Annotated in this window: 19 protein-coding genes; 17 read left to right on the top strand and 2 right to left on the bottom strand. The window is 61.1% G+C overall.

Going from position 1 to position 24,127, the window contains the following annotated elements:
- Positions 1-10: 10 nt before the first annotated feature.
- From iolB to KXR72_RS10915, 13 genes are all read left to right on the top strand, one after another.
- Entirely contained in the window at positions 11-817 is an 807-nt protein-coding gene (gene iolB / locus KXR72_RS10975; protein ID WP_437421139.1) for a 5-deoxy-glucuronate isomerase, read from the top strand.
- A 111-nt stretch (positions 818-928) separates the two neighbouring features.
- Positions 929-2,398: a sugar porter family MFS transporter gene (locus KXR72_RS10970; RefSeq protein WP_437421138.1), complete on the top strand. Its 1,470-nt coding sequence runs from the start codon at positions 929-931 to the stop codon at positions 2,396-2,398.
- 78 nt (positions 2,399-2,476) lie between these two features.
- Positions 2,477-3,976: a CoA-acylating methylmalonate-semialdehyde dehydrogenase gene (locus KXR72_RS10965; RefSeq protein ID WP_437421137.1), complete on the top strand. Its 1,500-nt coding sequence runs from the start codon at positions 2,477-2,479 to the stop codon at positions 3,974-3,976.
- 28 nt (positions 3,977-4,004) lie between these two features.
- Positions 4,005-4,847 carry a TIM barrel protein gene (locus KXR72_RS10960; RefSeq protein ID WP_437421136.1) on the top strand — a complete coding sequence of 281 codons (843 nt, stop codon included), beginning with the start codon at positions 4,005-4,007 and terminating at the stop codon, positions 4,845-4,847.
- Between the two features lie 87 nt (positions 4,848-4,934).
- Positions 4,935-6,872, top strand: a complete 1,938-nt coding sequence (iolD, locus tag KXR72_RS10955) for a 3D-(3,5/4)-trihydroxycyclohexane-1,2-dione acylhydrolase (decyclizing) (RefSeq protein WP_437421135.1) — start codon at positions 4,935-4,937, stop codon at positions 6,870-6,872.
- A gap of 52 nt (positions 6,873-6,924) precedes the next feature.
- Complete coding sequence (locus KXR72_RS10950; RefSeq protein ID WP_437421134.1) at positions 6,925-7,935, top strand: Gfo/Idh/MocA family protein; 1,011 nt, start codon at positions 6,925-6,927, stop codon at positions 7,933-7,935.
- 75 nt (positions 7,936-8,010) lie between these two features.
- A complete protein-coding gene (locus KXR72_RS10945; RefSeq protein WP_437421133.1) occupies positions 8,011-8,871 on the top strand; it encodes a sugar phosphate isomerase/epimerase family protein in 861 nt (286 codons plus the stop codon).
- 107 nt (positions 8,872-8,978) lie between these two features.
- The gene (locus KXR72_RS10940) at positions 8,979-9,995 is read left to right on the top strand and encodes a Gfo/Idh/MocA family protein (protein ID WP_437421132.1); all 1,017 of its coding nucleotides are present in this window, start codon (positions 8,979-8,981) and stop codon (positions 9,993-9,995) included.
- Positions 9,996-10,388: 393 nt separating this feature from the next.
- Positions 10,389-11,321 carry a sugar ABC transporter substrate-binding protein gene (locus KXR72_RS10935; protein WP_437421131.1) on the top strand — a complete coding sequence of 311 codons (933 nt, stop codon included), beginning with the start codon at positions 10,389-10,391 and terminating at the stop codon, positions 11,319-11,321.
- A 145-nt stretch (positions 11,322-11,466) separates the two neighbouring features.
- Positions 11,467-12,699 carry a maltoporin gene (locus KXR72_RS10930; RefSeq protein WP_437421130.1) on the top strand — a complete coding sequence of 411 codons (1,233 nt, stop codon included), beginning with the start codon at positions 11,467-11,469 and terminating at the stop codon, positions 12,697-12,699.
- Positions 12,700-13,045: 346 nt separating this feature from the next.
- Positions 13,046-13,960 carry a substrate-binding domain-containing protein gene (locus KXR72_RS10925; protein ID WP_437421129.1) on the top strand — a complete coding sequence of 305 codons (915 nt, stop codon included), beginning with the start codon at positions 13,046-13,048 and terminating at the stop codon, positions 13,958-13,960.
- 56 nt (positions 13,961-14,016) lie between these two features.
- Entirely contained in the window at positions 14,017-15,567 is a 1,551-nt protein-coding gene (locus KXR72_RS10920; protein WP_437421128.1) for a sugar ABC transporter ATP-binding protein, read from the top strand.
- Positions 15,568-15,626: 59 nt separating this feature from the next.
- A complete protein-coding gene (locus tag KXR72_RS10915) occupies positions 15,627-16,649 on the top strand; it encodes an ABC transporter permease (RefSeq protein ID WP_437421127.1) in 1,023 nt (340 codons plus the stop codon).
- A gap of 213 nt (positions 16,650-16,862) precedes the next feature.
- Here the strand turns inward: KXR72_RS10915 and KXR72_RS10910 are convergent, their stop codons facing one another.
- Both KXR72_RS10910 and KXR72_RS10905 read right to left on the bottom strand, forming a co-directional pair.
- On the bottom strand, positions 16,863-17,600 hold the full coding sequence (locus tag KXR72_RS10910) for a PIN domain-containing protein (protein WP_437421126.1): 738 nt from the start codon (positions 17,598-17,600) through the stop codon (positions 16,863-16,865).
- 301 nt (positions 17,601-17,901) lie between these two features.
- Positions 17,902-18,228, bottom strand: coding sequence for a hypothetical protein (locus KXR72_RS10905; RefSeq protein WP_437421125.1), 327 nt, complete (start codon positions 18,226-18,228; stop codon positions 17,902-17,904).
- A gap of 828 nt (positions 18,229-19,056) precedes the next feature.
- Here KXR72_RS10905 and KXR72_RS10900 point away from each other — a divergent pair.
- The 4 genes from KXR72_RS10900 (at position 19,057) to KXR72_RS10885 (ending at position 24,127) form a co-directional block, all read left to right on the top strand.
- Complete coding sequence (locus KXR72_RS10900) at positions 19,057-19,704, top strand: peptidase M15 (RefSeq protein WP_437421124.1); 648 nt, start codon at positions 19,057-19,059, stop codon at positions 19,702-19,704.
- A gap of 271 nt (positions 19,705-19,975) precedes the next feature.
- The gene (gene hsdR / locus KXR72_RS10895; protein WP_437421123.1) at positions 19,976-22,339 is read left to right on the top strand and encodes an EcoAI/FtnUII family type I restriction enzme subunit R; all 2,364 of its coding nucleotides are present in this window, start codon (positions 19,976-19,978) and stop codon (positions 22,337-22,339) included.
- Positions 22,340-22,374: 35 nt separating this feature from the next.
- Positions 22,375-23,238 (top strand): HNH endonuclease, encoded by an 864-nt coding sequence (locus tag KXR72_RS10890; protein ID WP_437421122.1) that lies wholly within the window; start codon positions 22,375-22,377, stop codon positions 23,236-23,238.
- A gap of 55 nt (positions 23,239-23,293) precedes the next feature.
- Complete coding sequence (locus KXR72_RS10885) at positions 23,294-24,127, top strand: HNH endonuclease (protein ID WP_437421121.1); 834 nt, start codon at positions 23,294-23,296, stop codon at positions 24,125-24,127.

Raw genomic sequence — 24,127 nt, 5'->3', positions numbered from 1 at the left:
AGGAGGCCCTATGAATCTGCTCGTCAAAGGCCGCCAGGACCGTACCCTGGTCGAGGTACCCAGCAACGCATTGGAATACGTCGGCTTTGCCGCCTACCGCCTGGCTGACGGCGAGACCCTGCCGGTCGCCGGGCAGGATCGCGAAGTCTGCATCGTGTTGCTCAGCGGCCACGCCAGCATCCAGGGCCGCCATGCCCAGCACGGCGCGTTCGCCTGGCCGAAGCTTGGCGATCGCCAGAGTGTGTTCGAGGATAAGTCGCCCTATGCGGCATACCTGCCTGCGCATAGCGAAGCCCAGATCACGGCGCACGTTGCCGCTGAAGTAGCCATCTGCCTGGCGCCGGGCGAGACCGGCGAGAGCCTGCCGCCGCGTCTGATCGAGCCCGCTTCGATGAAGCGCTCGGTGCGCGGCAAGGACGCCAACACGCGCTACGTCTGCGACATCTTGCCCGACACCGAGCCGGCGCAGTCGCTATTGGTCGTCGAGGTCATCACTCCGTCGGGGCATTCGTCCAGCTACCCGCCGCACAAGCACGACACCGATGATCTGCCCGCGCAGAGCTTTCTCGAGGAGAGCTACTACCACCGCCTCGACCCGGAGCAGGGCTTCGTCTTCCAGCGCGTCTACACCGATGATCGCAGCATCGACCAGGCACTGGCGGTGGAGAACAACGACGTGGTGCTGGTGCCGCGCGGCTATCACCCGGTGTGCGTGCCTTACGGCTATCGCTCCTACTACCTCAACGTGATGGCCGGGCCGAAGCGCGTCTGGAAATTTCACAACGACCCGGCGCACGAGTGGATGTTGCAGGGCTGAGTCACCGACACAGGACAGTTCCCAGGCTCCAGGAGTGAGCCATCTGTACTGAAGCTGTAAGCAGTAGCTGACGTCTGGAACCCAATAACAAGAGCCAGAGAAGCGAACGATATGTCTGAATTCCATGACTCCACCCGAGGCCACGACGTGGCCTACGTGCTGCGCATCTGTGCGGTCGCTGCCCTGGGCGGCATTCTATTCGGCTATGACACGGCGGTAATTTCCGGCGCCGTGGATTCGTTGAAGCAGTACTTCGGTCTCACCGCGGCTGAAACCGGCTGGGCCGTTTCCAACGTGGTGATCGGCTGCATCATTGGCGCGTTGAGCGCCGGTTGGGTCGCCGGTCGCCTCGGTCGCAAGAAGGCCCTGGTGATCGCCGCGCTGCTGTTCACTGTTTCGGCCATCGGCTCGGCTGTCGCCGAGAGTTTCACCTGGTTCGTGCTCTACCGCATGATCGGCGGGCTCGCCGTTGGCCTCGCCGCTACGGTATCGCCGATGTACATGTCCGAGGTGTCGCCCAAGGGCATGCGTGGCCGTGCGCTGGGCATGCAGTCGATGGCGATCGTCTTTGGCCAGGTGGTTGTGTTCATCGTCAACTACCAGATCGCCAAGGGCGTCGCCGATCAGTGGCTGGTCGAGTACGGCTGGCGCTGGATGATCGGCTCGGAAGTGGTGCCCTGCGCGCTCTTCTGCCTGGTGGTCTTCGCCATCCCCGAGTCGCCGCGCTGGCAGGTCATGGTCGGCCAGGAAAAAGCGGCGCTGCGCACCCTGACGCGCATTTCCAACCGCGAGCACGCCACCGAGCTGCTCGGTGAGATCAAGGCTTCGCTCAAGCAGGACCGCCAGACCTGCCCCGGCAAGCTGGAATTGCGCCAGTCGGGCCTGATGCTGATCCTCATGGTCGGCTGCCTGTTGGCCATGATCCAACAGGTCACGGGCGTCAACGTAATGATGTACTACGCGCCCATGGTGCTTAAAAGCGTCACCGGCAGCACCGAGTCGGCGCTCTACCAGACCATCTGGATCGGCGTCATGCAGCTGGTCGGCACCATGATCGGCGCCTACCTGATCGACCGCGTCGGCCGCCTGGCGCTGATGCGCGTCGGCACCATCGGCGCCATCGCTGGCCTGCTGATCACCTCGTATGCGCTGTATCACCAGCAGACCGGCTATCTGGCGCTGTTCGGCATGCTGCTGTTCATGGTGCTGTACGCGCTGTCCTGGGGGATCGGCACCTGGGTATTGATCTCAGAGATCTTCCCCAACCGCCTGCGTTCGCTGGGCATGAGCGTCGCCGTCTGCGCCATGTGGACCGCCAACTTCCTGGTCACCCAGACCTTCCCGATGATCAACGAGAACCCTTACCTGCTCGAGCGCTACCACGGCGCCTTCCCGATGTGGCTGTTCGCTGGCTGCTGTGCCTTCGGCTACTGGTTCGTCACCCGCTTCGTCCCGGAAACCCGTGGCGTGGCGCTGGAGAAGATCGAAGGCGTGATGCTCGACAAGCTGCGCCCCGGCAAGCGCAAGGTGCGCGCCGAACATCGCCAGCCGGCCTATCAGGCGGTACGCCAGCAGCGCTGAACCCCACCCTCAACGGAGCCGCGGGGCGGCTTCAGGATCCCAGGCAATGCCGCACGAGGCGGCGAGAGGAAGCACGAAATGAGTCAGATCACCACCGTCGGCCACTACATCAATGGAGCCGTACAGGAGCAGGGCGAGCGTTTCGGTGAGGTGTTCAACCCGGCCACCGGCGAGGTCGGCGCGCGGGTCGCGCTGGCCAGCCGCATGACGGTCGACGAAGCGGTCGCTGCCGCCAAGGCCGCGTTTCCGGCCTGGTCCGAGCAATCGGCATTGCGCCGCGCGCGCATCCTGTTCAAGTTCAAGGAACTGCTCGACCAGCATCACGAGGCGCTGGCGCGCCTCATCACCCGCGAGCATGGGAAGGTGCTGTCCGATGCGATGGGCGAGGTCACCCGCGGCCTCGAGATCGTCGAGTTCGCCTGCGGCGCGCCGCACCTGATGAAGACTGCCTTTACCGACAACATCGGCGGCGGCATCGATAACTGGAACATGCGTCAGGCGCTGGGCGTCTGCGCCGGCATCACCCCGTTCAACTTTCCGGTCATGGTGCCGCTGTGGATGATTCCCATGGCACTGGCCACCGGTAATACCTTCATCCTCAAGCCGTCCGAGCGCGACCCCTCGGCCAGCCTGCTGATCGCTGACCTGCTCCAGCAGGCCGGGCTGCCGGCTGGCGTATTCAACGTGGTGCAGGGCGACAAGGAAGCGGTCGATGCGCTGCTCGAGCATCCCGACGTCGAGGCGGTGTCCTTCGTCGGCTCTACCCCGATCGCCGAGTACATCTACCAGGAAGGCACTCGTCGCGGTAAGCGTGTGCAGGCGCTGGGCGGTGCCAAGAACCACATGATCGTCATGCCCGATGCCGACCTCGACCAGGCGGCCGACGCGCTGATCGGTGCGGGCTACGGCTCGGCAGGCGAGCGCTGCATGGCCATCTCGCTGGCCGTCGCGGTAGGCGATGTTGGCGACCGGCTGATCGAAAAGCTGCGCCCGCGCATCGACTCGCTGCGTGTGCGCAACGGCATCGAGGCCGATGCCGACATGGGCCCGCTGGTTACGGCGCAGCACAAGGCCAAGGTCGAGGGCTATATCGGCAAGGGTGTGGAAGAGGGCGCGCAACTGCTTGTCGATGGCCGTGATTTCAAGGTGCCAGGCGCCGAAAACGGCTTCTTCGTCGGCCCGACCCTGTTCGACCGGGTCACGCCAGAGATGACCATCTACAAGGAAGAGATCTTCGGCCCGGTGCTGGGCATCGTCCGCGTGCCGGATTTCGCCGCCGCGGTCGAGCTGATCAACGCCCATGAGTTCGGCAATGGCGTCTCCTGCTTTACCAGCGACGGCGGCATCGCCCGCGCGTTTGCCCGCTCCATTCAAGTCGGCATGGTCGGCATCAACGTGCCGATCCCGGTGCCCATGGCCTGGCATTCCTTTGGTGGCTGGAAGCGCTCGCTGTTCGGCGACCACCACGCCTACGGCGAGGAAGGCCTGCGTTTCTACACCCGCTACAAGAGCGTCATGCAGCGTTGGCCCGACAGCATCGCCAAGGGCGCCGAATTCAGCATGCCGACCGCCAAATAACCTGCGTTTATCGATACGGAGAAAAAAGATGAGCCAGACCCTACGTTTTGCCCTCAACCGCATGTCCGCCCCACGTCTGCCGCTGGATCAGTTCATCGACATGGCCCTGGCACTAGGTACCGATGCGATCGAGATCCGCAACGATCTCAAGGGCGTCGAGATGGAAGACGGCACGCCGCCTGAGCGTGTCCGCGAGTTGTGCCAGCAGAAGGGTGTCCGCGTGTTGTCGATCAACGCCCTTTACCCCTTTGATGTGTGGAACGAGGAACGTCGTGCCCAGACGCTGAAGCTGGCCGCCTATGCCCGCGACTGCGGCGCCGAGGCGCTGGTGATGTGCCCGCTCAACGACCGCAACGACCCGCGCGACGAGGCTGAGCGTGCACGAAACCTGCGCACCGCCCTGAGCGAGATCGCGCCGATCCTGCGTGAGCACGGCATCCTCGGCTTCGTCGAGCCGCTGGGCTTCGAGGAATGCTCGTTGCGCCACAAGCGCAAGGCGGTCGAGGCGATCAAGTCGGTTGGCGGCCTGGACGTGTTCCGTCTGATCCATGACACCTTTCACCACCATCTGGCGGCCGAGCAGGAGTTCTTCCCCGAGCTGACTGGCCTGGTGCACATCTCGGGCGTCGAGGACGGCGAGCTGCCGATGGCAGATATCCGCGATGGCCACCGCGTGCTGGTCGGCGATGCCGACATCCTCGGCAACGCGCCGCAACTGCGTGAACTGCTGGCTCAGGGCTATACGGGTCACTGCTCGTTCGAGCCATTCGCCGAGACCGTGCATGCGCTGGACGATGCCGCGGCGGCACTCAAGGAAAGCATGGACTACCTGCGTGAGCGGGTGTTGGTAGCGGATGGGCGCGCGGCCTGAGGCGCGCCGACGGCAGGGCGCCGTGACCGCGACGCCTTGCCGGTTTCAAACCAAAGCGGCGATTGAACGATAGAAGGTGGTGTCGCTATGAATACGATCCGACTGACCATGGCCCAGGCCCTGGTGCGGTTTCTCGACAACCAGTACGTCAGCGTCGACGGTGTTGAGAGCAAGTTCGTGAAGGGAATCTTCACCATCTTTGGCCACGGCAATGTGCTCGGCCTCGGCCAGGCGCTGGAGGAGGACGCTGGCGAACTGGTCGTCCACCAGGGTCGCAACGAGCAGGGCATGGTGCATGCCGCCATCGGCTATGCCAAACAGAAGCGCCGCCGGCAGATCTATGCCTGCACCTCCTCGGTCGGCCCAGGCGCGGCCAACATGATCACCGGCGCGGCGACCGCAACAGCCAACCGCATTCCCGTCCTGCTGCTGCCTGGCGACGTCTACGCCAGCCGCCAGCCTGACCCGGTGCTGCAGCAGATCGAGCAGCCGCATGATCTGTCGATCAGCACCAACGACGCCTTCAGGGCCGTCAGTAAATATTGGGACCGCATCACTCGCCCCGAGCAGCTGATGAGCGCCGCGATCAACGCCATGCGGGTGCTCACCGATCCGGCCGAGACCGGCGCGGTCACCCTGGCGCTGCCGCAGGATGTGCAGGGAGAGGCCTATGACTACCCCGAGTATTTCTTCGCCCGCCGTGTGTATAGGCTCGACCGCCGCCTGCCCACCGAGGCGATGCTCGATGACGCCGTTGCGCTGCTCAAGGCCAAGCGCAAGCCGCTGCTGATCTGCGGCGGCGGGGTGAAATATTCCGATGCGGCCGACGCACTGCAACGCTTCGCCGAGCGCTTCGACATTCCGTTCGCCGAAACTCAGGCGGGCAAGAGCGCCATCGTCTCGGCCCACGAGCTGAACGTTGGCGGTATCGGCGAGACTGGCTGCCTGGCCGCCAACCTCGTGGCCAAGGAAGCGGACCTGGTGATCGGTGTTGGCACTCGCTACACCGATTTCACCACCTCGTCCAAATGGCTGTTCCAGAACCCGGACGTGCGCTTCATCAACCTCAACGTCAGCGCCTTCGACGCCTGGAAGCTGGACGCCGTGCAGCTGGTGGCCGACGCCCAGGTAGGCCTCGATGCGCTGGGCAACGCGCTTGGCCGTAGCGGCTACAAGGCGCAGTGGGGTGGTGCGGTGGCCGACGCTCGCGCGCAGCTGAAGGCCGAGGTCGACCGCGTCTACGCCGTCGAATATGGCACCGACGGCTTCGTCCCGGAGATCGACGATCACCTGCCACGACAGGTGCTGGAAGAGTTCATCGAACTGACCGGTTCGAGCCTGACGCAGAGCGCCGTTGTCGGCACGCTCAACGCCGAGTTGGCCGACAGCGATGTCATCGTCGCCGCCGCCGGCAGCCTGCCTGGCGACCTGCAGCGCGCCTGGCGCAGCAAGGGGCCGCACACCTACCACCTCGAATACGGTTATTCGTGCATGGGCTACGAGGTGAACGCGGCGCTGGGCGTCAAGCTCGCCGAACCTGGGCGCGAGGTCTTCGCGCTGGTCGGCGACGGTTCCTACCTGATGCTGCATTCGGAGTTGGTCACCGCCATCCAGGAGCGGCAGAAGGTCAATGTGATTTTGCTGGACAACATGACCTTCGGCTGCATCAACAACCTGCAGATGGAACACGGGATGGACAGCTTCGGCACCGAGTTTCGCTACCGCAACCCGGAGACCGGCAAGCTCGACGGCGATTTCATTCCGGTGGACTTCGCCATGAGCGCGGCGGCCTACGGCTGCAAGACCTACAAGGTGCGCACGCTCGACGAGCTGCGCGCGGCGCTGGCCGACGCGCGCCAGCAGCGCGTCTCGACCCTTATCGACATCAAGGTGCTACCCAAGACCATGATCCACAAGTACCTGTCCTGGTGGCGGGTCGGTGGGGCTGAGGTGTCGCAGAGCGAGCGCATCGCAGCCGTGTCGCGGATGCTCAAGGCCAACACGGCCAAGGCACGTCAGTACTGAGTTCCCAAACAGCGTTGCAAAACAAGAACCCTACGAATTGGAGACACGCATCATGACAGTCAGACTCGGAGTCATCGGCACTGGCGCCATCGGCCAGGACCACATCCGCCGCTGCAGTTTCGCCCTGGCGGGTTCGCAGGTCGTCGCGGTCAACGACATCAACGCCGACGCGGCGCGCAAGGTCGTCGAAGGGCTGGGCATTCAGGCCGAGGTCTATGCCAGTGGGCATGAGCTGATCAACGCCGACAACGTCGATGCCATCCTCGTCACCTCCTGGGGGCCGAGCCACGAAGAATTCGTACTGGCCGCCATTGCCGCCGGCAAGCCGGTGTTCTGCGAAAAGCCGCTGGCAGTTACCGCTGACGGCTGCCGCAAGATCGTCGAAGCGGAGATGGCGCATGGCAAGCGGTTGGTCCAGGTTGGCTTCATGCGCCCCTACGACCCGGGCTACCGCGCACTGAAAAAAGTCATCGATGAGAACGGCATCGGTGCGCCGCTGATGATCCACGCGGCGCACCGCAACCCCTCGGTGGGCGAGTCCTACAACACCGACATGGCGATCACCGACACGCTGATCCACGAGCTCAACGTCTTCACCTGGCTGCTTGACGATCACTTCGTCTCCGCGCAGGTGCTCTACCCGCGCAAGACGACCAACGCGCTGCCGCACCTGAAGGACCCGCAGATCGTTCTGTTGGAAACCGCCAAGGGCACGCGCATCGACGTCGAGATTTTCGTCAACTGCCAGTACGGCTACGACATCCAGTGCGAAGTGGTCGGCGAGACCGGCATCGCCAAACTTCCGGAGCCTGCCTCGGTGCAGATGCGCAGCGCGGCGAAACTCTCCAACACCATCCTGACCGACTGGAAGCAGCGCTTCATCGACGCCTACGACGTGGAGCTGCAGGATTTCATCAACGCCGTACGCGACGGCCAGATCGGTGGCCCTTCCGCCTGGGACGGCTACACCGCGGCGGTCAGCGGCGATGCCTGTGTGCTGGCGCAAACCAGTGGCAAGGTCGAGCCGATCGAGCTGCCCGAGAAGCCGGCGTTCTACGCCTGATTGCAATGCTGGGCGCGGGCTCGCTGGCAGGCCGGCCCGCTCTTGCGAAAGACACAAGAACAAGAGGACATGAACATGCGTATCGCCCTTGATCCCTACATGTACCGCCACTTGCCCATTGCGCAGATGGTCGACAAGGCCGCCGAGCTTGGCTACGAGTACATCGAACTGTCGCCGCGTGAGGACTTTTTCCCTTTCTACAAATACCCGCGTGTCGACAAGGCGCGCATCTGCGAATTCAAGAAGGCGCTGAGCGACACCGGCGTGAAGCTGTCCTCGCTGCTGCCGCTTTACCACTGGGCCGGCCCGGACGAGGAAATGCGTCAGGCCGCCATGCGCAACTGGAAGCGCGCCATCCAGGTTGCGGTGGAGATGGACTGCGAACTGATGAACACCGAGTTCGCCGGTCAGGCCGACAACGCGCTGGTCTGCGAGCAGCAGTTCATGAAGTCGATGGACGAACTGCTGCCGATCTTCGAGCGTGAGGGCATCAAGCTCGACATCCAGGCCCACCCCTACGACTTCTGTGAGCGCAACAATGAGGGCGTCGACCTGATCCGCGGATTGGACGTGGATTTCGTCAACTACCTGTACGCCGCACCGCACACCTTCTTCTATGACGACGGCAAAGGTGACATCGCGCCGATGCTCAGGTACGCCGGTGACAAGCTCACCCACGTGATCATCGCGGACACCTACAACCACCGCGCTTCGTCCAACCTGCGCTACATCGTCAACCCGCCCGGCGTCACTGCCACCGTGCACCAGCATCTGGACATCGGCCAGGGCGAAGTGAACTGGGACGTCTTTTTCACCACCCTGCGCGAAATGAAGTTCGACGGTGTCGCCACGGTCGCCGTCTTCGCCTGGGAAGACCGTGCCGACGAGTCCAGCCGCTTCATGCTCGAGCGTGTGAAGCACGAGCTGATGCGCTAACGGCTATGCGAACGGCCGCCCGCTGCGGGCGGCCTCTATCGATTCTGCGAGATGCTTGGGTCTGCTTTGCGCAGCGCCCCGGCCTCGCTTTGCCTTGAGGAAATGCCATGCGTATCGGTCTGGTGGGCTACGGCCTCGGCGGGCGGCTGTTTCATGCGCCTTTCATCGTTTCTACGCCGGGCTGCGAACTGGCCGGCGTCGTCACCCGCTCATCCGAGCGGCGCGCTGAGGTCGAGCGCGATCACCCGGGCGTACCGGTCTTCGATTCGCTGGAGGAGCTTGCGGCGGCAGGCGTCGATGCGGTGGTCATCTCAACGCCGCCAACGGTACGCCCGACACAGGTGCGAGAAGCCATCGAGCGGCGCATTCCGGTACTCAGCGACAAGCCTTTCGCGCTCAACGTCGCCGAAGCCTGCGACCTGACCAAGCGCGCCCGCGAGGCTGGCGTGCCGCTGTGTGTCTATCAGAACCGGCGCTGGGATTCGGAATTTCTTACCGTGCGCAAGCTGCTCGACAGCGGCGCGCTGGGTCAGGTCCACCGGTTCGAGTCGCGCATCGAGGGCTGGCAGGACGACGATCAGGGCAAGGCCACCGGTGGGGGCGCGCTGCGCGACATCGGCAGCCACCAGGTCGACCAGGCGTTGCTGCTGTTCGGCCCGGTGCGCTCGATCTATGCCGAGATGACCTATGTCGACGACACGCTCGACTGCGACTATTTCATTTCCCTGCGCCACCAGAGCGGCGTGCGCTCGCACCTGTGGGGCAGTGCCATCCAGCATGCACCGGGGCCGCGCTTTCGCGTCAACGGCACCGAGGGCTGCTACCGCGTCGAGCAGTTGGATGGTCAGGCACAGGCGCTGTTTCAAGGGCAGCTGCCGGGTCAGTTAGGTGAACGTTGGGGCGCCGAGGAGCACCTGCGCTGGGGCTGGCTGCAGCGCGGCGAAGACCGCGAGCTGATTCCCTCCGAGCACGGGCAGTGGCCTGCGTTCTACCGCCAATGGGTCGCTGCGCTGAAGGGCGAGGCCGAGATGCCGGTAGCGATGGACGAGGTGCTGGCGACCCAGCGTGTGCTCGACGCGGCCCGGCAAAGCGCGGCACAGGGGCGCGTGCTGACGCTGATGTAAAGGGGCGTCAAAGCGCGTTTGTAGACCCGCTCCGCATCACCTTTCCAGCAAGTGCAAACCGCCTGCCGGTTCTCGCCGCGCGGGCGCTTGCCGTTTCGTTTGATGCTTTGGAATGACCAAAAAATAAATTCCAAATAAAGTTGTAATAGAAAAAACATTCCACTACATTTCATCTCGCAGTTGACGTTTCACCGTCCACTTCGCCCAGCCGTATCAGTGTCGAGTCGGACGAGCCCCAACAACAATAAAGGTGCCGTCAATGAACACCGCTCGTAGTGTTGCGCTCCATCCTCCCTCCCGCCTGTGCCACCTGCGCCAAGCCCCACCCGGCATGGCGCGCCGCTGATTTGCACCCTGCATTCCATCGAATAAGAACAAACGGAGTTACCCATCATGCGGATCAAGACACGCATCGCCACGCTGGCGCTTTCCCTGCTCGTGACCGGCACCGCCATGGCCGAGATGAAATTCGGCGTGAGCATGTCGCAGTTCGACGACAACTGGCTGACCTACCTGCGCGAGTCCATGGCCAACAAGGCCAAGGAGGAAGGCGTGCAGCTGCAGTTCGAAGACGCTCGCAGTGACGTCGTCAAACAGCTCAACCAGGTGCAGAGCTTCGTCAGCCAGGGTGTAGACGCCATCATCGTCAACCCGGTGGACACTGCCGCGACGCGCAACATCACCCAGTCGGCGGTCAAGGCCGGCATTCCGCTGATCTACGTCAATCGCCGGCCGGATGATTCCAAGCTGCCCGAGGGCGTCGTTACCGTCGCCTCCAATGATCTGGAGGCCGGCCGTCTACAAATGGAATACTTGGCCCAGAAATTGGGCGGCAAGGGCAATGTCGTGATCATGCTCGGCGACCTGGCGAACAACTCGACGCACAACCGCACCAAGGGCATGAAGGAAGTGCTGGCCAAGTACCCGGATATCCAGGTCGTCGAAGAGCAGACGGCCAACTACATGCGTGACAAGGGCATGGACCTGATGAGCAACTGGCTGCTCTCCGGCCGCGAGTTCGATGCGGTCGCCTCCAACAATGACGAGATGGGTATCGGCGCGGCCATGGCCCTGCAGCAGGCCGGGCGCGGCAAGGGCTCGGTGCTGATCGGCGGCGTTGACGGCACCCCGGACGGTCTCGCGGCGGTCAAGCGCGGCATGCTCACCGCCTCGGTGTTCCAGGACGCACGCGGCCAGGCGCGCGGCGCCATCGAGGCGGCGATCAAAATGGCCAAAGGCGAAAAGGTCGAGCAGAGCGTATGGATTCCCTACGAGCTGATCACGCCTGAAAACGTCGAGTCTTTCCAGGCGCGCCTCAAGCAGTGACGCCAGTGGCGGCCCCGCATTCGCGCCGGGCCGCCTGATAACACCCCATTCGTTTCTCCGCCCGTGTGCGACACGCCTGGGTTCGCGGGCGTCGCTCGCCCCGAGGAAAGGGCACGGGCCACACGAGACCTAAGGAACAGACAGCATGAAAACAATAAAAACCGTCACCGCCCCGATTTGCCTCGCCGCCGCGTTCAGTGCTCCCGCGGCCATGGCGTTGGAAACCGAGGGCTACTTCCGCATCGGCGCCGGTGGATCGTCCGGCTCCGATTCGCAGCAATGCTTTCTGCTGCCGGGCGCGGCGTCCAAGTACCGCCTGGGCAACGAGTGCGAACAACTGATCGAGCTAGGCGCCTGGCAAGATTTCTTCCGCCTCGATGACGGCTCGCGCGTCGGCGTATACGGCATGGCGCAGCTGTTCAATGAGTACGACCACACGCCGCACTTCATGGGCGATCACGGCCGTGCGCGGATGGTCCAGGCCTACGCCTACTGGAACGACATCGCCGCACTCAACGGCGGATCGCTCTGGGCTGGGCGCCGTTACTACAAGCGAAACTCCATCGACATTTCCGACTTTTTTTACTGGAACCAGAGCGCGACCGGCGGCGGCATCGAGGACGTCGAGATCGGTGGGTTGCGCTACAGCTACGCCTTTTCGCGCAAGGACAACCTCGACCAGGAGCGCTACGTCAACCGGCACGATTTCAACGTCGCCGGTTTCGAAACCAACCCCGGCGGCGAGCTAGAGCTTGGGGCGAGCTACATCGACAAACCGAGCTGGCAGGACGATGCCCACAGCGGCTGGGCGCTGACCGCGCAGCACAAGCAGGCCGATTTCCTCGGCCTCGGCGGCACCAATACCCTGGCCCTGCAGTACGGCGCGGGACCCGGTATCGCATTGGGTTCGACCGGTGACGTGGGGCTCGACAGCGACAACACCAGCTACCGAATCGTCGAGTTCTTCGACTGGCAAACCACGCCGCGCTGGGGCGGGCAGTTCCAGGTCGTCTACCAGAAGGACGAGCGGCGCGACGGTGACGACCAGCATTGGCTGTCGGTCGGCGCGCGCACCGTCTACGGCTTCACCGAGCAGTTCAAGTTCGCCACCGAGCTGGGCCATGACCGGGTCCGCGCGCCTGGCGGCACCCGCACGCTCAGCAAACTCACCCTTGCACCGACCTGGTCGCCCAGCGGCCCGACCTTCAAGGGCGCGCACCCGGAGGTGCGGTTCTACGTGACCTACGCAGTGTGGAACCGCGCGGCTCAGAAGGCTGCCAGCGAGCTGATGGCCGGCTCGGCGCTGTCGGACACCGGCAGTTTCGGTAACGACCGCCACGGTGCCAACTTCGGCATCCAGGTCGAACATTCTTGGTAAGTGAGATATGGAAAATAAATTTCAATCATTCATTGAAATGGAATTTATAGTCCACTAGAGTCAAGTCAGGTTGACGACCAGGCGGGTGCTTCAACAGGGCGCCCGCCACGACAAGAACAAGACCAAAAACAGGTACTGTCGATGAATATCTTCTCCAGCCACCGGGGCGCCCCGTCTCCTGTGTCGCCTCAGCGCAACGCGTTTTCGCGTGCCCGCGCCCTGATTCGCCAGCTCGATCGCCTACACACTGCCTGCGTCTGCCAGCGGCATGGCGGGCGGCTCCTGTGCGGGCTACCCGCGGCCGGCTTCGTCCGCCTTCACTGACTCCACCACTCCGGAGACCGACATGCCTCTACGCATCCTCCTGGCCATCGGCGTATGCCTTTGGCTTCTCGGTACCCACGCCTATGCCGAGCTGCGCATCGGCGTGGCCGTCGCTCAATACGACAACTACATCGCTAACCTCGTCCGCGCCATGCAGGACCGCGCCGCCGATATTCCGGGCGGCGCGACGCTCAACCTCGAGGACGCCGGCGGCGATGTGGTGCGCCAGATCGGCCACGTCGAAAACTTCATCAGCCAGGGCGTCGACACCATCATCGTCAACCCGGCCGATACCGCAGCGACCGCGAAGATCACCGAACGCGTGGTCACTGCAGGCATCCCGCTGGTCTACCTCAACAGCCGCCCGGAGGTGGATAGCTTTCCGAAGGGCGTGGTGTTCGTCGGCACCGACGAGCGCGCCATTGGTGAAATGCAGATGCGTGCCTTGGCCGAGCGCACGCAGGGCAAGGGTAACCTGGCGATCCTGCTCGGGCGGCTGGCGCATGACGACACCCGCAAGCGCACCGAGGGCGTCAAGCGCGTGCTGGCCGATTACCCGGACATCCGCGTAGTCGAGGAGCAGTCCGGTGACTGGCAACGTGACCAGGGCATGAACTTGATGAACAACTGGTTGCTGTCGGGCGAAGAAATCGATGCGGTCGCAGCCAACAATGATGAAATGGGCATCGGCGCCGCGATGGCGCTGCGCCAGGCTGGCAGCGAGCTGCCGGTCGCCGGCATCGATGGCACCCCGGACGGCCTCGCCGCAATCGGCCGCGACCAGCTCGCCCTGAGCGTATTGCGCGATCCGGTGGCCATGGGCAAACAGGCACTGGATGCCGCCGTCGACCTGGCCGGAGGCAAGGCGCTCTCCGGCGACATCTGGATCGATGTGCATCTAGTGACCCGCGACAACTTCCAAAATTACCAACGCTAACGCGAAGACCGCAGCCGTCGGCGCGGGCGCCGGCGGTGCCCCATTGGAGACGCACCATGCTCAGTTCCGCTGCCATGACCCGTTCCGCCGAACCATCGATGCTGCAAGGCTCGGACTATCTGCTCGAAATCATCAACGTACATAAAGGGTTTCCCGGCGTTGTCGCGCTGGACGACGTGCAGCTGCGCCTGCGCCCCGGCACCGTGCTGGCGCTGATGGGCGAAAACGGCGCCGGCAAGTCCACGCTGATGAAGATCATCGCTGGCATCTACCAGCCCGACGCCGGCGAGTTGCGCCTGCGTGGCCAGCGCATGGAGTTCCAGACGCCATTGCAGGCGCTGCAGGCCGGCATCGCGATGATCCACCAGGAACTCAACCTGATGCCGCACATGACGATCGCTGAAAATATCTGGCTCGGTCGCGAGCCGCTCAATGCGTTGCATTTGGTCGACCACGGCGAGATGCGCCGGCGCACCCAAGACCTGCTCGACCGCCTGCGCATCCGCCTCGACCCGGATGAACCGGTGGGCGAACTCAGCATTGCCGCACGGCAGATGGTGGAGATCGCCAAGGCGGTGTCCTACGACAGCGACGTGCTGATCATGGACGAGCCAACCTCAGCGATCACCGAGACCGAGGTGGCGCACCTGTTCGAGATCATCGCGGACCTCAAGGCGCAGGGTAAGGGCATCATCTACATCACCCACAAGATGGACGAGGTGTTCAATATCGCCGACGAGGTCGCGGTGTTCCGCGACGGAGCCTACATCGGCCTGCAACGCGCCGACGCCATGGACGGCGACAGCCTGATCTCGATGATGGTCGGCCGCGAGCTGAACCAGCTCTTTCCCGAGCGTAAGGCGCCGATCGGCGAGCGCGTCCTGGCGGTACGCAACCTGACGCTCGACGGTGTGTTCCAGAACGTCTCCTTCGACCTTCGCTCGGGCGAGATCCTGGGCATCGCCGGGTTGATGGGCTCGGGGCGCACGAACGTCGCCGAGACGCTGTTCGGCGTTACGCCGGCCACCAGTGGTGAAGTCATCCTCGGTGGCGAAACGATCCGCATCACCGACCCTTGCCAGGCCATCGGCCGCGGCATGGCGCTACTCACCGAGGACCGCAAGGACACCGGCATATTTCCGTGCCTCAGCGTGCAGGAAAACATGGAGGTCGCCGTGCTGCCCAAGCACACCGGTGGCGGCTTCGTGAATGAAAAGGCGCTGCACGAGCTCTGCGAGGAAATGCGCCGGACCCTGCGGGTGAAGACGCCCTCGCTCGAGCAATGCATCGCCAACCTCTCCGGCGGCAACCAGCAGAAGGCGCTGCTGGCGCGCTGGCTGATGACCAACCCGCGCATTCTCATCCTTGACGAGCCCACGCGTGGCATCGATGTCGGCGCCAAGGCCGAGATTTATCACCTGATCGCCAAGCTCGCCGAGCAGGGCATGGCGGTGATCATGATCTCCTCCGAGCTGCCCGAGGTGCTCGGCATGAGCGACCGCATCATGGTCATGCACGAAGGCGAGGTGACCGGCTTTCTCGACCGCGCCGAAGCGACTCAGGAGAAGGTCATGCATCTGGCCTCGGGCCTGAACACCCTGCACTGACGGATTGAACGGATGGCCGTGCCCGTCCGGGGTGCGGCCCGCAAGCGAGGATAAGAACAATGAGCGCGATTTCCGAAAACAAGCCCCTCGAAACCCCGGCGCGTTCGCGTCGGCGCATGCCGACCGAGGTCAGCATCCTGTTGGTGCTGATCGGTATCGGCCTGATTTTTGAAGCCTTTGGCTGGGTGGTTCGTGACCAAAGCTTCCTGATGAATTCCCAGCGTTTGGTGCTGATGATCCTGCAGGTTTCGATCATTGGCCTGCTGGCCATCGGCGTGACCCAGGTCATTATCACCACAGGCATCGACCTTTCTTCCGGCTCGGTGCTCGCCCTCTCGGCGATGGTCGCCGCGAGCCTGGCGCAGACCTCCGATTTCGGCCGCGCGGTATTCCCGTCGCTCACCGACATGCCGGTCTGGGTGCCGGTCATGGCGGGGCTCGGGGTCGGGTTGCTGGCGGGCGTTATCAACGGCAGCATCATCGCCATCACCGGCATCCCACCGTTCATCGCGACGCTCGGCATGATGGTCTCTGCCCGTGGCCTGGCGCGTTACTACACCGAAGGCCAGCCGGTGAGCATGCTCAGCGAGTCCTATACGGCGATCGGCAGTGGCGCGATGCCGGTGATCATCTTCCTGGTCGTTGCAGTGGTCTTCCATATCGCCCTGCGCTACACCAAATACGGCAAGTACACCTACGCCATCGGCGGCAACATGCAGGCCGCACGCATCTCAGGCATCAACGTCAAGCGCCACCTAGTGATTGTCTACAGCATCGCCGGGCTGCTGGCCGGGCTGGCCGGCGTGGTTGCCTCGGCCCGCGCCGCAACCGGGCAGGCCGGCATGGGCATGTCGTACGAACTGGACGCGATCGCTGCCGCCGTGATTGGCGGAACCAGTCTTGCTGGTGGGGTAGGAAAGATCACCGGTACGGTAATCGGTGCGCTGATCCTCGGCGTTATGGCCTCGGGCTTCACCTTTCTCGGCGTCGACGCCTACCTGCAGGACATCATTAAGGGCGTGATCATCGTTGTTGCAGTCGTGCTGGACCAGTACCGCAACAAGAAAAAAGCCAAGCGCTGATGGCGGGAGAGGAAGCTGACAAAGCGAGGCCATGCCTCGCTTTTGTTGTTCGATCCAGTCACCGACCCATCAGGCTCGCCGAGTGCTCACGGTAGGTACGCCCAATTGAGTCCGAGCGTGTAAGAAGGGCGGTACAAGAGCCAGTATTGCATCCAGAACGGCGCAAACCGCTTCACTCTTGACCCAGGGCCATTCGAGCCAGGTCACGGATGATTAGGCATTGATGCCGGATGACCTTGTAGACGCCATTAAACTAGGCTCTCCGCACGCTGTCGGCAATGAATAAGAGACGTTCTTCCCGCTCTCCTTCACATATCCGTGTTGCCGCAGCGTGGCATAGATGCTCTCGACTTTCTCGATGGGAGTCGATTTACCAACCTTTGAATGAATGGTGCTAAGCAGAGTCTTGATCGTCTTGGGTTTGGATGCCTTCCGGCCTATAAGATCAGCGATGACAGCCTTGACCACCAGATCGTTGGAGACCGGTTCTTTAATCAGCGTTTTCTGAACAGGCTGAGGTTTCGGCTCGTGTGTAACGGCGACCAGCGCTCGGTCCGGTTGGACAGAGGCTTTGCAAAGCGCCTTGAAGCAAGGCATATCCTCGATCGATGCTGAACGTAACGCAGAAATGCCCCTGTTTTTAAGATGCTTTAAAAGCGGATCAAATCCCTTGTCCCGCGAAATGATATGGAAAAAGCCGGTAGGGTCTGCACTGGCTAGTTGTCCAAGGTAATACGCGATGTGGAAGTCCAAAGCATTCGCACCAGGGGTGTCGAGCAGAATATAGTCAGCTCTTTCACGTAGCCGATGGACAGCTACTGCCAGCTCCGTAGGAAGTCTGGTGTTATTGGGGCCAAGAAAAACCCTCAGGTGGAAATGAGGCTCAATGAGCCGTTCGAGGGATGACGCCTGAACGTTCTCGTAATCAATCAAAACGTAGTTGGCACGCATCCTTCGCTCCTGGCTCTCTTCCTTGACCGCATTCTGCTGAAGCGGTCCCACTGTGGAGTGTCGGGCTTGGCAATACCGATACTTGTACTGAAATCGATAGGCCTATAAGCAAAAACCCCTGATTCCTCAAGAATCAGGGGTTCCGAATTTGGTGGGCCGGGGCCACCCTGTTTCGTTGAATAACTTAATGATATATAAGAGTTTTTCTTTCTTATAAAAAAGTAGGGATACATGTAGGGATACATTTTCACGGCCGCTGTGTCTGTTTTCAACTTTCCAAGCCGCTGAAGAAACCGTCCGTCTATGGCTTCTGATGCTTGGCTGGATGCGCTAGTTTCCCAAGCTGAGTCAATCCATCGTCCAGTTTTGATTCGGACGTTCGTACGTCGGGTGCCTGTTTCGGCGGGTCCATCATGAAGCCGGGGCGACAAGTTCCGTCAGTCAGCATGATGCAGTAGAAATTTTCAGCATACGCCCGATCCTCCGCGGTAACTGTTTCGCCCCTATTCGGCTGCTCTTGATCTATCGCGGCGCCGCGGTGCTGTTTAGTGCGTTGCCTGAAATACAGCAGCAGGCCGAGTGAGATGAAGCTGAGAGCCATGACGCTTGCGAGCGTGAGAGTGTCCATAATGTCTCCGGCGATTCCATGCGACGTTTATGGGTGCATCGGGTTCTACCTAAGCCAGTCTATACCTGCTGACCTCAGTTGCCTGCACGTCCGAGTCGGGTATGACTGCTGTCGAGGCATCTGAACCGGCGTCGAACATTACGCAGTGAAAATGGATGCATTCTTGCCTTTACAGCCGGTTGCGGACTTTGTCGCCCTGTCCAGCCTGGTAGGCGGAGTAGCTGTCGCAAGTAGTCTCGAAATGAGTACATGATGCCCTCATTGCCCTCATTGCCCTCATTGCCCTAGCCAATGCTAGATATACACACTTAAACCTTCGAAATTTGCTGGTTTGGGTGGATACCAGCTTGGATACCGCTCTTTGGATACCATTGCGTTACTAACGCTAAGGGTTGAGAAAGCTGACCCGTCGAAGGTGCGCAAAGACATGGTACGCAAGCTGGTACGCACGGAAATGTACGTTTCAACGTTGCGTACCATGTTCTACGAACCTCTCACCCTGGGCCTGCAGCTGCCTGGTCAGCGTGTGCCAGCTCCGTAGGGTAGCGTTTACCATGTAACGTGATCCTGCACTTATTTGGGGCTGCCCTTCGAGCATAGAGGGGGGCACCTTCCGGCTATGCTGCCTAGCTCGCAGCAAGCTGTGACCGGAAATAATCCCGTCCGTAAACTTTACCTGTATGAGTAGCCAGACTAGATGTGTCTTCTCAATGGACATACCGTGTGAGCAGATCACCCAACTGAACTGTTCGACATTCGACTGAACGACGATCCGTTTGACGATAGCAGTGCAGGGCTGACCAACGCGGTAGCAAGGGACAAATACAGATGAAAAAACCGGCAACGGTGGCCGCCCTAGAGGATCTGGGACGCGTCAGGCTCTCCAAAAACTTCTTCATGCGAGACTTTCTGTACTCAGAAATCTCTCAGATCGAAGGCATACCTAACGTTCCGGATTACCCAGATCGCGCAGTCGAGGCTGGCCGCCAGCTTAGCGAGCAGTTGCTCGAGCCGCTCCAGGATCGTTTTGGTCGGATTTGCATTCGCTCCGCTTATCGTGCTCCGGCAGTGAATGCGAAAGGCGCTGAAAACGGAAACCAATATAGTTGTGCCTCGAATGAGAGCAACTATGGCGGACATATTTGGGACTACCTGGGCGCCGATGGCTACCTTGGCGCCACAGCCTGTCTCGTCGTGCCGGCTTTGTTGCCTTGGTACGAGGAACACCAAGATTGGACGCCGTTGGCTTGGTGGATTCACGACAACTTGCCGTACGCTAGCCAGTTCTGGTTTCCGAAAATGGCGGCGTTCAACTTGCGGTGGAGCAGCAATCCGAACTCGCTCCCGAGCATAAATACTCATGTGGTCAACCCGCATACCAGAGACAAGAAGGCGTTGGTGAAGGAGGGTGTCGCCACGCTTAGCCTGGATGAGCGTAAGGCCATTATTCGCCCTTGGTTAGCCAGCTTGGCATGATCAAACCATTTGATGCAGGAAGCCCCTCAGCCTCGTTCGATACTGGCAGAAGAGGATCGCCCAATGGCTCCGTTTGGCGGACTGTTCAGGTTGTAGCTTTACCCGGTGATGGCACAAAGATATTGTGGCCATCGCTGCACACCCAGGCGGTGCTACAGCGCCTCAAGGACGGCTTTAGGCGCGTTCTTCAAGTGCTTTATCTGTGATCCGGCTCGACTGTGAATTGCCTTGGCTAGGGCATCCGTATTGGTATCGTTTTTAGGACTGGTGCATGGACAAGAAGTCTTTATCCGAGCGGGACATCTGCAGCAAGTACATTTCTCCAGCCGTTGCGATGGCGGGATGGGACATGCAGAAACAAGTCCGTGAGGAAGTCAGCTTCACCAAAGGGCGCATCATCGTGCGCGGCAAGCTGCACAGCCGCGGTGAGTCACGCCGAGCTGACTATATTCTTTACCACCAGACCAACCTCCCGATCGCTGTCATTGAGGCGAAGGACAACAAGCACTCCCTGGGCTCGGGTATGCAGCAGGCGCTGGGATATGCCGAAGCGCTGGACGTGCCCTTCGTGTTCTCCAGTAACGGCGATGGTTTTTTGTTCCATGACCGCAGCGGCACGGGCGATCAGGTCGAAACGGAGCTGAGCCTCGGCCAATTCCCGAGTCCCGCCGAACTATGGCTGCGTTATTGCCGGTGGAAGGGGCTTGAAGGCGATGCCCGACAAAAGGCCGAGGCGCCCTATTTCGACGATGGCTCAGGGCGCTTGCCGCGCTACTACCAGACCAATGCCATCAACCGCACCGTTGAGGCCGTCGCTCGTGGGCAGGATCGCATCCTGCTGGTCATGGCTACCGGCACCGGCAAGACCTACACCGCCTTCCAGATTATTTGGAGGCTGTGGAAGTCGAAGCAGAAAAAACGCATCCTCTTTCTGGCCGACCGCAACATTCTCGTCGACCAGACCAAGAACAACGACTTCAAGCCCTTTGGCCAGGCGATGACCAAGATCGCCAAACGCCAGATCGACACTTCCTACGAGATCTACCTGTCGCTCTATCAGGCCGTGACCGGCGCCGAGGAAGAGCAGAACGTCTACAAGCAGTTCTCCCGCGACTTCTTCGATCTAATTGTGATCGACGAATGCCACCGCGGCAGCGCAGCGGAGGATTCGGCCTGGCGCGAGATTCTCGACTATTTCTCGGGTGCTACTCACATCGGCCTCACCGCCACGCCGAAGGAAACCAAAGAGGTTTCCAGCATCACCTACTTCGGTGACCCGGTGTACAGCTACACCTTGAAGCAAGGTATCGAAGACGGCTTTCTCGCACCGTACAAGGTAGTTCGCATCGACTTTGATAAGGACCTGCAAGGCTGGCGGCCGCTCAATGGCATGCTCGACAAGAATGGCGAGCTGATCGAAGACCGCATCTACAACCTCAAGGACATGGACCGCACCCTGGTCATCGAGGCGCGTACCCAGCTGGTCGCGCAGAAGGTCACCGAGTTCCTCAAGGCCACCGATCCGTTCCAGAAAACCATCGTCTTCTGCGACGACATCAACCACGCCGAGCGTATGCGCCAGGCCCTGGTCAACCTCAATCCCGAGCGCGTGGCAGAGAACCGCAAGTACATCATGCGCATCACCGGCGATGATCAGGAAGGCAAGGCCGAGCTGGATAACTTCATCAACCCGGAAGAGCGCTACCCGGTGATTGCCACCACCAGCAAGCTAATGACCACCGGCGTCGATGCGCAAACCTGCAAGCTGATCGTGCTCGACCAGCACATCAAATCGATGACCGAGTTCAAGCAGATCATCGGCCGTGGCACCCGCATCAACGAAGACTTCGGCAAATACTGGTTCACCATCATGGACTTCAAAAAGGCCACCGAACTGTTTGCCGACCCGGCCTTTGACGGTGATCCGGTGGTGATCTATGCACCTGAAGGCAGCGAGCCGCCCGTACCGCCTGACGACTTAGTTGAAGGTGACAGCATCAGCGCAGGCAGCGGTGCCGAAGGCGATGACCTAGAGTTTACCGGCGAGGAAGACGGCACAAAGCGCATCAAGTACGTCATCGACAGCATTCCTATCTACGTCATCGCCGAGCGCGTTCAGTACTACGGACCGGACGGCCGGCTCATCACCGAGTCGTTGAACGACTACACCCGCACCTGCGTGAAAAAGCAGTTCGCCTCGCTGGATGACTTCCTGCGCCGCTGGAGTGATGCCGAGCAGAAGAAAGCCATCATCGATGAGATGGCCGCCCAGGGCGTGATGTGGGAAGCCCTGGCCGAAGAAGTGGAAAAGAAGCAGGGCAAGCTGTTGGATCCGTTTGACCTGATATGCCACGTTGCCTTCGATCAGCCGCCCTTGTCGCGTCGCGAGCGTGCCGAGCAGGTCAAAAAGCGCAACTATTTCGCCAGATATTCCGGCGCTGCGCGTCAGGTGCTTGAGGCATTGCTCGACAAGTACGCCGATACGGGAATCGAGCACATCGAAGACATCAAGATCTTGCAGCTTGATCCTTTCAGTCAGTTAGGTGCGCCAGTGGAGCTTGTGAGGGCATTTGGTGGGAAGCCTGGCTATCAACAAGCCATTCAAGAATTGGAGTCCGAGCTTTACGCCTCGTGATTCCATTCCGTTTCTATTAACACGCGAGAATATTCATGGAGCTTCAAAACAAGGATCAAGTGCGGGCGCTAATTGAAAAAGCGATGAAAAATGCGCCTCCTGTACTAGATGCGCGTGCAATTCGGCCGGTTAGCGTGGGGGAATATGTACACGCCCTGCGCATCATCGAGCCGAACATGACCGATAATCAACGGTGCATGCTGGTGGGCCATGCGCAGGCGCCGGGGTTGGTCCTTACGATGTCAGAGCTTGCCGCTCTGGCCGGCTTTCCTAGCTACAGCGCTGCGAATCTGCAATACGGCCTGTTCGCAGGAAAATTGCTGGAAATCCTAGGCGTACCTCGCCCGAAATATCTTGTGTATGGGTTAGCACATTTCGATTCTGACCCAGACACAGCCCATAGCCGGGCGCATATGTACCCGCAATTGCACGAGGCCCTTCAGCAGCTTGGTTGGATCCCGCGGGCGACGCTCGGCCCGGCTGAAGACGCTCATGCAATCTCGACGCTTACCCAAACCGAGCGTCAATCCCTGTTAAATGTGCGTGTAGGGCAAACGCAATTTCGTTTAGCGTTGGTCGAGCGTTGGAATGGTCGGTGCGCTCTTACTGGCTGCGATTTGCTGCCTACGTTGGTTGCAAGTCATATTCGGCCCTGGGCGATGAGCAGTGATGAACAGAGGCTGGACCCTTTCAATGGGTTGCTGTTGTCCGCCAATGCGGACCGGTTGTTCGACCTGGGATTGATGAGTTTTGATAGCGCGGGCCGGGTATTGCTCAAGCCCATGGTTACAGATCAACACCTTGCATCACTCGGTCTGTCTCGCGAACTGTCGATAACCTCGCTTTCCGAAGAACACCTACCGTACCTGGCTGCTCACCGTTCGATTTACGGTTTCTGATTCACCGCAATCGGCAGTATAAGCGCGCTCAACATACAGACCTGCAGCCCTCCACATGCTTAGCATTCAAGAAATCATTACGACGCTGACACGCACCGGCTTCATGCGTCCCGAACAATCCGGATTGAAGGTCTTACGCTTCGAACATGCTCGGCTGCCTGCGCCGGTTTACGTCAAGCAAAGCAGCAGTATCCACGCTCGCCTGCAAGCGCCTCTCGTGCTTCATCCCCAGTACGAGGCTGACGTACGAGACCTACTATCGCTGCCCGGTATCGAAAGGGGGCATACGCGCTACTACCACAACAGCAATCTGCGCGGCTTTCCTAAGCGGCGCAACGGAGGGGCAAGCGACATTGCCTATGGTGTGGATGTAGGGTTCCACAACAGCGCGGCCTTGGTGATGCTGGTCGACCAGCTACTAGGCGAGCCGCGGACGCTGGTTTCCAACTCGGATCGCTCCGCCGAGCTAGCTCAGGTTCTACCAGAAGACATCGCTCTGACAGACACCGAACGCGAAGCCTTGATCAAGGCGCGTGTCGGTCAGAGCGGCTACCGCGATGAACTGCTTGGGTATTGGGGCGGCTGTGCCGTCACCGACTGCTGCGTGCCGATGCTGCTGCGCGCCTCACACATTAAACCCTGGCGCGTCGCCAGTGGGGCAGAGCGGCTCGATCCGTTCAACGGCCTTTTGCTGACACCAAACCTCGACCTGGCTTTCGACCAGGGCCTGATCAGCTTCGACGACCACGGGCAGATTCTCCTTGGCGAGGATCTGGACCCAAACAGCGCTCGAGCGCTCAATATCACCCCCGACCTTCGCCTGCGCCAGATCGACCCGCGTCATCGTGGTTACTTGGCCTGGCATCGTGACAATCTGTTTAGGAAGTAA

The sequence above is a fragment of the Stutzerimonas chloritidismutans genome, assembly GCF_051486945.1.
GTDB lineage: Bacteria > Pseudomonadota > Gammaproteobacteria > Pseudomonadales > Pseudomonadaceae > Stutzerimonas > Stutzerimonas chloritidismutans_B.
The sequence above is the reverse complement of the archived record's forward strand: the minus strand, read 5'-3'. Positions and strand labels throughout refer to the sequence as shown.